Raw genomic sequence first — 11,602 nt, forward strand, 5'->3', positions numbered from 1 at the left:
CGTTCTTTGTTCGTTCTTTGTTTGTTCGTTCTTTGTTCGTTCTTTGTTCGTCTTATCTTTATTTAAACTTTATTATTTGCCTGTGCGGCTCGCACCTGCCCGTGCGACTCGCGCCTGCCTGTGTGGCTCACACTGCCTGTCGTGCTACGACTTACCTTTTACCTAAATAAATAGAATGTCAGATATTATAAGATTATTACCCGATCACGTAGCCAACCAAATAGCCGCTGGCGAAGTAATTCAGCGTCCCGCTTCAGCAGTAAAAGAGCTGATGGAGAACGCCATTGATGCTGGTGCTACCGAAATAAAACTGCTCATTAAGGACGCAGGCAAAACCCTCGTGCAGGTAATCGACAACGGTATCGGTATGAGTACTACCGATGCGCGTATGGCTTTTGAGCGCCACGCCACCTCCAAGATACAAAAGGCGGAAGACCTTTTTCACTTGCAAACCAAAGGTTTCCGTGGGGAAGCATTAGCGTCAATAGTAGCCATTGCGCACGTCGAGATGCAAACCAAACGCCCTGAAGACGAGTTGGGTACTGAAATACACATCGAAGGAAGCAAGATTACTAAACAAGAGCCCTGCGTATGCCCTACCGGTACGAGCATTGCAATGAAAAATTTGTTTTTCAACATTCCGGCACGTCGTAACTTCTTAAAATCGGATACGGTAGAATTCCGCCATATCCTCGATGAGTTTCATCGTGTAGCGTTGGCACACCCTGCTATTCATTTCTATTTATACAACAACGGCAATGAGCTGTTCAACCTACCAGCTACCAATTTCCGTCAGCGCATTGTGCATCTCTTTGGCGGCAAGACCAATGAGAAGTTGGTACCAATTATCGCCGAAGATACACCTGTAGTGCAAATCAGTGGTTTTATTGTAAAACCTGAGTATTTGGCAAAGACTAAAAACTTACAATTCTTGATGGTCAATCATAGGTTTGTGAAAAATCAATACTTGAACCACGCCATTACCGCCGCTTATGAAGGTCTCATTCACACCGACCAGAAGCCCGAGTATTTCATCAGTTTGGAGGTAGACCCCGCAACTATTGATATCAACATTCACCCTACGAAAACCGAGATTAAGTTTGAAGAAGAGCATAGTATTTACGCTTTGCTAAAATCAGCAGTAAAGCACAGTTTAGGTCAGTTTAACATTGCTCCCACCCTTGATTTTAGTAAAGACCCTACTTTCGATATTCCGTACGATTACAAAGATAAAACGCCAGAGTTTCCAAAAATTGAAATCGACTCTAATTTCAATCCGTTTAAAGAAGAGTATGTGAGCCGAAGCAGTAGCGGAAGTAGCCATAGTAATTTTGGCTCTTACACCAAAAAAGCTCCTTCTTGGGAAAGTTTGTACACCGGTATTGAATCAGCAATAAATACGCCCCCTGCTGAAACTATTGTAAGTTCCCTTTTTGAAGCTACACCGGAGCGCAGTCAAGGCAAGAAAATTATCGCTTTAGCTAAAAAGTACTTAGTCACTACCTTAGGCGGAGAGCTCATCATCATCAATATAAACAGGGCACACCAACGCGTGCTTTTTGAGGATTTAATGAAGAACCTCCAGTCCACCCACACGGCAAGTCAGCAACTGATGTTCCCCTATGAGTTGCCATTTGCACCTCACGAATTGGAAGTAATTGGTCAGTTGCGAGACCTCTTTGAGCACAGTGGTTTTATGTTTACTATAGAGAGTGACAAAATAGTGATAAGTGGTATACCTTTGCACCTTACCGATAGTGAGATACCCAATATTTTCAACGAGCTTTTGCAACAGCACATTGAAGCTTTACCTGCTACCGAAAATACTCAAAAAGAAGCATTTGCTAAAGCGTTATGCAAGAATTTAGCAGTAAAAACAGGGCAAGTGCTCAGCGAAGAAGAACAAGAAACTTTGATAAATAATTTGTTTAGTTGTCAAGAAGTATTAATTTCGCCTTTTGGAAAGCGTATTTACTACAGTCTTTCAGCAAGTGATATTGAAAACTTGTTCTAATAACAACTAATGACTAAAGACTAAAAATGGAAAGAATATCAAAAACAGTACTACATCTGATTATTATCAATACCATAGTATTGGCACTTACGGCATTGAATGAAAAAGGCTTATTTTTGCCTCAAGTAAATTTCAATGGTACTTTTGCCTTACATTATTTTGAAAATCCTAATTTCCGATGGTGGCAATACATCAGCTATATGTTTATGCACGCTGATTTTATACACCTGCTCTTTAATATGTACGCTCTGTGGGCTTTCGGAACTCCCTTAGAGAATATTTGGGGGCGCAACAAGTTTCTATTCTTCTATTTCTCTTGTGGCATAGGAGCTGCATTATTACATACGGGAGTGAATTACTATTATGTGCATCACACCCTTGAAGCACTTAGCGGTATGGGGGTTACTATGGAAGACCTAATGAATACTATTAGCACAGGAACTTACCCATCTGTTTGGACTAACTATGTTTCAGCCGATACTATTAATACTATGGCTTCTTCATTTGCAGGTATTACAGTAGGGGCTTCAGGAGCTATTTACGGTATTTTGGTAGCCTTTGGAATGTTCTTCCCCGATGCCAAATTAATGCTCTTCTTTATCCCCTACCCTGTCGCAGCACGCTATTTTATCCCTATACTCGTGGGCATCGACTTGCTTTCAGGCTTTACTGGTTTCTCTCTCTTTGGCGGTAATATCGCGCATTTTGCTCACGTGGGTGGAGCTCTCATCGGGTTTCTCATTATGCTGTATTGGAAAAAACACAGTTTTGATAAGAATAGATGGGACAGAAGGTAGATAATAAAGAGTCCCTATGGAAATTCTACTTTTAAATAACATATTATATGGAGAACAATCAAATCCCAGAGAACTGGGCGGTTTACATAGGAAGGGTGGAAGATAAGCCTGCTATGTTTCGGATTAATTTGGGGCTTGCGGACTTGGCACTTCCGCTGGAAGGGTACGCTCAGTGTGTGAGATTGAACCTTGAGCTTAAGCATCCTGACGAGCACGGTTTCTCATCGGACGCCGAACGTACGCGTTTGTACGACATTGAAGATGCGCACCTAATGCCTGCTCTAAAGCAAAGCGACCTTTTGGCAGGGGTGGTGACCTATCAAGGCAATGTTACGTGGTTTATCTATACGCAAGAGGCTACGGCATTGGTAAGCGCTATTGAGGCGTCGTTTGCTAAAGTGAGCGACTATAAGCCCGAGATACATATCGTAGATGATGCGGGTTGGGAGGTGTACACTGACTATCTTTACCCCAATATCTACGAGCATCAAGGCATTAAAAACGACAATGTGCGCAGGCATTGTATAGAATCGGGCGACCATACCGACCAAGAGCGACCTATTGATCATTGGTTGTACTTTGATACTGAAAAGGATATGAACGACGCTTTGGCGAAGGTGCAGGCGCTGGGTTACCAAGTGCAGGACAGTGGTAAAGTAGTACCCGATGGAGATGAGTCGGCACAAGAGGTTTATTACCATCTTATTCTCACTAAAGTGAATACGGTAGACGATATCAATGGAGATACGTGGGATTTGATAGACGTTGCCCTTGATACGAATGGTCAATACGATGGCTGGGAGACAGTTTTGGTTAAGTAATAATTGACGATTGACAATTGGCAATTTAAGAAGTAACAAATATGAACTTAGAAAGTAAAAAAACAATTGTAGCAAAGAGCGCTAAAGAGCTCTTTGCGCTGTTAGAAAACGTGGCTAATTTTGAGAGATTGATGCCAGAGAACATTAGTAAGTTTCAAATGCTTAGTAATGATTCCTTTGTATTTGCCCTAAAAGGAATGCCCGAAATATCCTTAGAGAAGAAAAGCAGTACGCCCGATAGACAGTTGGTTTTAGGGGAGGCTAATGGCAAAATACCTTTTCAACTCACTACTAATATAGCAGAAGTATCTGATAATGAAAGCGAAGTACAGCTATTGTTTGAGGGTAACTTCAACCCCGTAATGGCAATGATGGTCAAAACGCCTATCAGCAAATTTATGGAGACCTTAGTAACCAAAATGCAAGCATTGTAATGGCAGGGAATAGTATAGGAACGCTCTTTAGGCTTACTACCTTTGGAGAATCGCACGGCGAGGCTTTAGGCGGTGTAATTGACGGTTGTCCGCCCAATATAGCCCTTGATTTTGAGGTTATTCAGCAGGAATTAGACCGTCGTAAGCCAGGGCAATCGGCTATTGTTACCCAACGGAAAGAGGGGGATAAAGTGCGGTTTCTCTCGGGTATTTTTGAGGGGAAAACGACTGGTACGCCCATAGGGTTCGTAATAGAGAACGAGAACCAACACTCAGCCGACTATGCGCATATAGCAGAAGTGTATCGTCCCAGCCACGCCGATTATGTATATGAGCAAAAGTACGGTATTCGAGATTACCGTGGAGGAGGCAGGTCGTCAGCCCGTGAAACTGCTTGTAGAGTAGTAGCAGGAGCGATAGCTAAGCAAGTGCTCAAGGATGTGCAGATCACAGCTTATGTGTCGGGCGTGGGTGAACTGCAGCTCAATACACCTTATAGCGAGCTTAATTTGGCACTTGCTGAGAGTAATACCGTACGTTGTCCCGATCCTACTTTAGCAGCCAAAATGGAAACCTATATCAAAGCTATTCGCAAAGAAGGCGATACCGTGGGCGGTATCGTAAGTTGTGTTATTAAGGGAGTACCCGTAGGATTAGGAGAGCCAGTGTTTGACAAGCTCCACGCACAACTGGGAAAGGCAATGCTCTCTATCAACGCTGTAAAAGGCTTTGAATATGGTAGTGGCTTTGCAGGTACTGCTATGCGAGGCAGTGCACATAATGACCTTTACAACCCCGATGGCACTACCCAAACCAATCGCTCAGGAGGTATACAAGGGGGTATAAGCAATGGTATGGATATCTATTTTCGTTTAGCTTTTAAGCCCGTAGCTACCCTTATGCAAAAGCAACCCGCCCCTGACGCACACGGCAATATAGTAGAAATGCAAGGCAAAGGTAGGCACGACCCTTGTGTAGTGCCACGCGCAGTACCTATTGTAGAGGCAATGGCAGCGATAGTGTTATTGGATTTTTATCTATTAAATAATAGTTATCATTAGGAAAAAATGACCTCAAAAGAACTTACAAACGGCATTTTGCGCGCCGTAGGAATTATAGTCTTGGTAGTATTAGGGCTCTATACGCTCTACTTACTACAATCTATTATTATTTATATCATCGTGTCGTTAGTACTTACACTGATGGGCAAACCGCTTATACAGTTCTTTCACAAACGACTTAAAATTAAGAGTCAAACTCTCTGTGTAGTGCTTACGATGTTGCTGTTCGTGCTCTTGAGTGGAGGAGTGTTTAGCTTGTTTATACCACTGCTCATCTCACAGGGTAAGAACCTTTCGAGCTTAAACTTAGACCTGCTCAAAACGAACCTTGATGACTTATTACAACAAACGCTTTCTATGGTGGGAATGCAAAAAGAAGATTATTCCTTTGGGGTACAAGAGCTCTTGAACTTTATTGATATCCCTAACTTTTTGAACTCGTTTATCTCGTTTATCAGTAGTTTTGGTATAGGATTCTTTTCGGTACTCTTTATTACCTTCTTTTTTATGAAAGACGGCGACAGAATACTCATCGCGGTGCTCTCTATCTTCTCACCTAAACGCAAACGCAAACTAAAAACATCTATTTTTAAGATAAACGACCTATTGTCACGTTATTTTGTAGGGTTGATACTACAAATTACCATACTTTTTGTTATTTACACAGTAGTTTTACTCATTTTTGGAGTGGAAAATGCTTTTATCATAGCTCTTTTATGCGCTTTACTGAACCTGATCCCCTATATAGGTCCGATGATAGGCTTTGTGCTAATGGCATTACTCACAATGAGTAGCAACTTGCAAAACGACTTTATGACGGTAAGCCTGCCTACTACTATTTATGTGTTGATAGGGTTCATAATAGGCCAGTTTATTGATAATTTCTTTTCTCAACCGCTTATCTTTTCTAATTCAGTGAAATCTACACCATTAGAAATTTTCTTAATCACGCTTATTAGTGGCATGCTTTTCGGGATTGTAGGAATGGTAGTGGCTATTCCCGCTTATACTGTTTTGAAAGTTATCCTGAAAGAGTTTTTTCCTAATAATAAGGTAGTGGAACTTCTTACTAAAAATATATAAGTATGAATTTCCTTGCTCTCTTTGCTTTGAATTAGAATAAACGAACTCTAAGGACGAAGGAAACCTCCCCCTATTAGCTTACTACGCTATCGTAGACAACCTCCAAAGGGGGAAGTGTAGCAATGGAATGACGAACAAAAGACGAACAAAAGACGAACAAAAGACGAACAAAAGACGAACAAAAGACGAACAAAGAACGGTGCGAGCTACACAGGCAGATAGAGAAAAGACGAAGCTATGATGAAGTTATAATGATAGATAACTGAATATCAATTGCTTTTTTTAAGGTAATAAGACTTTGAGAAAATACAGTGATTCTACAATTTTTATGATTTTTAGACATAAATAATTTGATTATCTTATTTACTTCAAATAATCGTAAGTTAAATATTTATTATTCAAGTATATAAAATTACGTATAAATAAAAAAGTGAATAGAATAGCTTTTATTCAAAATATTATTCGTAACTTTGTAGCCTAATATCAAAATTGATAAATTTTAAAAGAAATGAGTAAATACGACGTTATTGTATTAGGAAGTGGTCCTGGTGGGTATGTTACCGCCATTCGCGCTTCTCAATTAGGTTTTAAGACCGCTGTTATCGAAAAAGAAAACCTCGGCGGTATCTGCCTTAACTGGGGTTGTATCCCTACTAAAGCCTTGCTAAAATCAGCACAAGTGTTTGAATACTTAAAGCACGCTGAGAACTATGGTATTACCTTAAAGAAAGACTCTTTTGACAAGGATTTTTACGCGGTTATCAAACGCAGTCGCGAGGTAGCTGCTACAATGAGCAAAGGGGTGCAGTTCTTGATGAAAAAGAACAAAATTGATGTGATAATGGGTTATGGTACCCTAAAACCTGGCAAAAAGGTAGATGTGAAAGACAAAGACGGCAAAGTAACTGAATACAGTGCTGACCACATCATTATTGCTACTGGGGCACGCTCACGTGAATTGCCTGCTTTACCACAAGATGGTAAAAAAATCATTGGTTACCGCCAAGCGCTTACACTGCCTGAGCAACCTAAGAAAATGATTGTAGTGGGTAGTGGCGCGATTGGTATTGAGTTTGCTTACTTCTACAACGCTATGGGTACTGAGGTAACCATCGTAGAGTTTATGCCTAATATCGTTCCGGTGGAAGATGAGGATATCTCTAAACAATTAGAAAAGAGCCTTACAAAATCAGGTATTAAGATTATGACTTCTGCCGAGGTTACTAAAGTGGATACTTCAGGCAAAGGTGTAAAAGCATTTGTGAAAACTGCTAAAGGTGAGGAAGTTTTGGAAGCAGACATTCTCCTTTCAGCTGTTGGTATCAAAACGAATATTGAAAACATCGGACTTGAAGCGGTAGGTATTAAAACAGAACGCGATAAAATTCAAGTAAACGAGTTTTACCAAACTAATGTTCCTGGTTATTACGCTATTGGTGACGTAGTTCCTGGTCAAGCCTTAGCGCACGTAGCTTCAGCGGAAGGTATTATTTGCGTTGAAAAGATTAAAGGAATGCACGTTGAACCACTTAACTACGGTAATATCCCAGGTTGTACTTACTGTACTCCTGAAATAGCTTCAGTAGGTTTGACAGAAAAGCAAGCCAAAGAGAAAGGCTATGAGATAAAGGTAGGTAAATTCCCATTCACTGCTTCAGGAAAAGCGAATGCAGCGGGAACTACTGAAGGCTTCATCAAAGTAATTTTTGATGCTAAATATGGTGAATGGTTAGGTTGCCATATGATTGGCGCAGGGGTTACCGATATGATTGCTGAAGCAGTGGTAGCTCGTAAGTTGGAAACTACTGGTCACGAAATCATCAAAGCAGTACACCCACACCCTACTATGAGTGAAGGTGTAAAAGAAGCGGTAGCGGCTGCTTACGGCGAAGCTATCGACATTTAATGTCACTATTTTTTTAATTAATATATACGAAAAACTCCAAGTAGAAAGATTTTACTTGGAGTTTTTTTATTAGTATAAGTTTGAGATAAGAAATCTAACAGGCTGTTTGCTATGATTAACTTTGAGAAAGTTTAAACCTTTCGCAAAGTGTGGGAGTAAAAAACAGCGATGCATTATGTTGGAATAGTACTAAAAGAGCGTTTGTAGCACCTCTAAGGATTTAATTTGTCGGAAGTTTGGGAAGTGCCATTCATAATATTTAAGTAGCTGATAGAGCAGGGTATTGCGTTCGTTTTTATTGCTTTTAATGCTTGATAACTGAGCGTAATCAGTATGTAGGAGGGTTTTAAACAATGAGAGAGTAGTGCCTGTAATGGCGTATTTATTTTCATCACTGCTACTGAAGATGCCGTCTTCCAGCAAAAAGAAGGGCAAATGCTCGTGAGTGATATCGGGGTAAAAACCGAGATGACGCGACATATCGAGCAGGAACTTTAAGTGAAAATTTGCGGAGAAATCGTTTCTATCAAAAAAGAGGAACTTCTGTTCTAAAAAGGAAAATAATTCTTCGTCGGGGGCTTCTGAACTACAAACAAAAGCACAGATTTCGGAAAGGAACATACTTACAGCACTCTTGTAGATATCGGTATGTAGGGAATGATAAGGAGTGGCTATTTTAGCTTCTTTTACACGTCCTAACGTACCGTTATTTTTATGAGTAGCCACAAGTTCTAACAACGTAAAGGGTTGGAAGAGGGCTATTTTCAAGCTACCTTTCTTCTGTGCTAAAATACCTTGTAACAGATAACTGCGAGTGCCCAGCGTTTGGGTAAAACACTTCACTATAAGACTGTTATCGCTATATTTGAGAGTTGAAATAACTATGGCTTGAACTTTATCGTACATACTTCCTCTATGAATAGGGTTGCAAAAATACAAAAAAGAGTTTAATAGGGCGCAATTGGTGATATAAATCAAGGATAATGGCAATATACTATAAATACGAATAATACCAGTTGGAGCACGACGGGCAGTGCGAGGTCGTAGCACGACGAGCGATTAAAAACTTTGGAAAAGTGTATACCGCTAAAAATGATATATCAGTGATTTCGGAAGGAAACGGAGGAATTCGGAAGAGAGTTTTGAGGTAAAAGATAAAAGGTAAAAGGTAAAATAGGTATGGTTAGCTTATACAAAGCTTATAGGATGCTTATACGAATCTTGGACGATTGATATACAAATGGCGTATAAGTAATTGATTAATACTGTAATACAATAATGCCAAAAATGGGGTTTTGAGACGAAAGAAAGAGAAGAGGCATTAGACCTTAGGCCATAGGCATTAGGGGGGAGATGCGATGGGAAAATGAGAGAAACCTCCCCCTAACCCCCTCCAAAGGGGGAATTGTAGTGACGGAAAAATGAAAGAAACCTCCTGCTATTCACTTACTCCACTATCGCGGACAACCTCCAAAGAGGGAATGTAGGGACGGAAAGGTGAGGGTAAATACTAAAAATCTTATCCGTAGCAGTTTTTAAAATTCTATAAAATAAGGAGTTATAGTATGTAAAAACACCTTATTGAACGTAGTAATATACTTTTTTAGCTGTTTAGTTTTTAGTTTTCACTTTTTTTCAGTACCTTTGCACAACTTTTAAAATGGACAAAAATGTTTGATAATTTAAGTGATAAATTAGAGAAAGCCCTACATAACCTAAAAGGGCACGGAAAAATTACCGAAATTAACGTAGCTGAAACGCTGAAAGAAGTGCGTCGTGCCTTGCTTGATGCCGACGTGAATTATAAAATAGCCAAAGATTTTACGAACAATGTAAAAGAAAAAGCTTTAGGGCAACAGGTGCTCACTACCTTGCAACCTGGGCAACTAATGGTAAAAATCGTAAAAGATGAACTTACCCAACTGATGGGAGGTGATGCTGCTGGAGTGAACTTATCAGGCAACCCTACTGTTATATTGATGTCGGGGCTACAAGGTTCTGGTAAGACTACTTTCTCTGGGAAATTGGCTAACTATCTTAAAAACAAAAGAAATAAAAAACCATTGCTCGTAGCGTGTGACGTGTATCGCCCTGCTGCGATAGACCAATTGCACATCGTAGGGGAACAAGTAGGCGTGCCTGTATTCTCCGATAAAGGTAACAATGACCCTGTGGATATTGCTAAAAAAGGGGTACAATACGCCAAGGACAACCACTTGAATGTGGTGATTGTGGATACCGCAGGTCGGTTGGCGGTCGATGAGCAAATGATGAACGAAATCTCAAACATCCACAAAGCGCTCAACCCGCAAGAAACCCTTTTTGTAGTAGATGCGATGACGGGGCAAGATGCGGTGAACACGGCTAAAGCCTTCAACGATGTGCTCAACTTCGATGGGGTAATCCTCACCAAACTTGACGGGGATACCCGTGGTGGGGCGGCAATCACTATCAAATCAGTAGTGAACAAGCCTATCAAATTTGTGGGTACAGGCGAGAAAATGGACGCCATTGATGTGTTCTACCCTGAACGTATGGCTGATCGTATCCTTGGGATGGGGGACGTGGTTTCATTGGTAGAACGCGCTCAGGAACAGTTTGACGAAGAGCAAGCACGCAAATTACAAAAGAAAATTGCTAAGAATCAATTTGGTTTTGACGACTTCCTCGAACAAATACAGCAAATCAAGCGTATGGGTAGTATGAAAGACCTATTGGGAATGCTCCCTGGTGTGGGCAAAGCCGTGAAAGATCTTGATATCAAAGATGATGCTTTCAAACATATAGAAGCCATTATCCACTCAATGACCCCAAAGGAACGCAGTACGCCTGCCATTATTGATTTGAGTCGCAAAAAACGCATTGCTAAAGGTAGCGGTCGGGACATTCAAGAGATAAATCAATTAATGAAACAGTTTGAACAAATGAGCAAAATGATGAAAATGATGCAAGGTGGTGGTGGTAGAAAAATGATGCAAATGATGCAGGGAATGAGAGGTTAAGTAAAAAAATAAATAATACAAATATGTTACAAAAATTCATAAAAACTGTAGTAAAGAACAAAGAAGTGTTCTACTTAGAGGTAGACGAAGCTTTTGCGATGTGTGGTTCGCAAGCCTTCTATATTGAAGAAACAAAAGAAGCGATTCCTGTAGCCCTCTTTTGGGATACTGAGGAAAAAGCTATAGCTTGCAAAGCCGACGAATGGGCTAAGGGAGTTGTGAAATCGGCTTCCTTAGAGGAGTTTATTGAGATTTGTTTCGGAATGCAAGTAGAAACAATGGCTGTAGGTATTGGTTTTAAAGCTGACTTATCAGGAGGCGAAGAAGTCGTACCCGTGGATATGATAAAAGGACTTGTAGAGGAAATTGACAGAACCAAAACAGCTGTTACTTTTAGTGATTCGTTTGAATCATTAGCACAAGTAAAACAACTTTTGAACCAAATAGAGCTTGACATCACCGATGAAGAGGCTGCTCACTAATC

Annotated in this window: 10 protein-coding genes; 9 read left to right on the forward strand and 1 reads right to left on the reverse strand. The window is 40.5% G+C overall.

Annotated features, from left to right (window positions below; genetic code table 11):
• The first annotated feature begins 175 nt into the window (after positions 1-175).
• The 7 genes from mutL to lpdA all read left to right on the forward strand — a co-directional run bounded on the left by mutL (position 176) and on the right by lpdA (position 8,116).
• Positions 176-2,014: a DNA mismatch repair endonuclease MutL gene (gene mutL / locus RCZ04_RS09605; protein ID WP_460485821.1), complete on the forward strand. Its 1,839-nt coding sequence runs from the start codon at positions 176-178 to the stop codon at positions 2,012-2,014.
• 26 nt (positions 2,015-2,040) lie between these two features.
• A complete protein-coding gene (locus RCZ04_RS09610) occupies positions 2,041-2,811 on the forward strand; it encodes a rhomboid family intramembrane serine protease (RefSeq protein ID WP_460485822.1) in 771 nt (256 codons plus the stop codon).
• A gap of 47 nt (positions 2,812-2,858) precedes the next feature.
• On the forward strand, positions 2,859-3,632 hold the full coding sequence (locus tag RCZ04_RS09615) for a DUF695 domain-containing protein (RefSeq protein ID WP_460485823.1): 774 nt from the start codon (positions 2,859-2,861) through the stop codon (positions 3,630-3,632).
• Positions 3,633-3,673: 41 nt separating this feature from the next.
• Complete coding sequence (locus RCZ04_RS09620; protein ID WP_460485824.1) at positions 3,674-4,066, forward strand: SRPBCC family protein; 393 nt, start codon at positions 3,674-3,676, stop codon at positions 4,064-4,066.
• Complete coding sequence (gene aroC, locus RCZ04_RS09625; protein WP_460485825.1) at positions 4,066-5,127, forward strand: chorismate synthase; 1,062 nt, start codon at positions 4,066-4,068, stop codon at positions 5,125-5,127. Before RCZ04_RS09620 ends, aroC begins: the two co-directional genes overlap by 1 nt.
• Positions 5,128-5,133: 6 nt before the next feature.
• Entirely contained in the window at positions 5,134-6,210 is a 1,077-nt protein-coding gene (locus RCZ04_RS09630) for an AI-2E family transporter (RefSeq protein WP_460485826.1), read from the forward strand.
• 508 nt (positions 6,211-6,718) lie between these two features.
• A complete protein-coding gene (lpdA, locus tag RCZ04_RS09635; protein WP_460485827.1) occupies positions 6,719-8,116 on the forward strand; it encodes a dihydrolipoyl dehydrogenase in 1,398 nt (465 codons plus the stop codon).
• 189 nt (positions 8,117-8,305) lie between these two features.
• Here lpdA and recO read toward each other — a convergent pair whose 3' ends face one another.
• The gene (gene recO / locus RCZ04_RS09640; protein ID WP_460485828.1) at positions 8,306-9,022 is read right to left on the reverse strand and encodes a DNA repair protein RecO; all 717 of its coding nucleotides are present in this window, start codon (positions 9,020-9,022) and stop codon (positions 8,306-8,308) included.
• A gap of 764 nt (positions 9,023-9,786) precedes the next feature.
• On the opposite strand from recO, the gene ffh reads away from it, so the two are divergent.
• Both ffh and RCZ04_RS09650 read left to right on the forward strand, forming a co-directional pair.
• On the forward strand, positions 9,787-11,118 hold the full coding sequence (gene ffh, locus RCZ04_RS09645; RefSeq protein ID WP_460485829.1) for a signal recognition particle protein: 1,332 nt from the start codon (positions 9,787-9,789) through the stop codon (positions 11,116-11,118).
• A 23-nt stretch (positions 11,119-11,141) separates the two neighbouring features.
• Positions 11,142-11,600, forward strand: a complete 459-nt coding sequence (locus RCZ04_RS09650; protein WP_460485830.1) for a DUF2750 domain-containing protein — start codon at positions 11,142-11,144, stop codon at positions 11,598-11,600.
• The last annotated feature ends 2 nt before the right edge of the window (positions 11,601-11,602 follow it).

The organism is Capnocytophaga sp. HP1101, assembly GCF_054772415.1.

Coding starts and splice junctions, on each gene's coding strand:
- mutL (WP_460485821.1), top strand. CDS start 176: ATGTCAGATATTATAAGATTATTACCCGATCACGTAGCCAACCAAATA.
- RCZ04_RS09610 (WP_460485822.1), top strand. CDS start 2,041: ATGGAAAGAATATCAAAAACAGTACTACATCTGATTATTATCAATACC.
- RCZ04_RS09615 (WP_460485823.1), top strand. CDS start 2,859: ATGGAGAACAATCAAATCCCAGAGAACTGGGCGGTTTACATAGGAAGG.
- RCZ04_RS09620 (WP_460485824.1), top strand. CDS start 3,674: ATGAACTTAGAAAGTAAAAAAACAATTGTAGCAAAGAGCGCTAAAGAG.
- aroC (WP_460485825.1), top strand. CDS start 4,066: ATGGCAGGGAATAGTATAGGAACGCTCTTTAGGCTTACTACCTTTGGA.
- RCZ04_RS09630 (WP_460485826.1), top strand. CDS start 5,134: ATGACCTCAAAAGAACTTACAAACGGCATTTTGCGCGCCGTAGGAATT.
- lpdA (WP_460485827.1), top strand. CDS start 6,719: ATGAGTAAATACGACGTTATTGTATTAGGAAGTGGTCCTGGTGGGTAT.
- recO (WP_460485828.1), bottom strand. CDS start 9,022: ATGTACGATAAAGTTCAAGCCATAGTTATTTCAACTCTCAAATATAGC.
- ffh (WP_460485829.1), top strand. CDS start 9,787: ATGTTTGATAATTTAAGTGATAAATTAGAGAAAGCCCTACATAACCTA.
- RCZ04_RS09650 (WP_460485830.1), top strand. CDS start 11,142: ATGTTACAAAAATTCATAAAAACTGTAGTAAAGAACAAAGAAGTGTTC.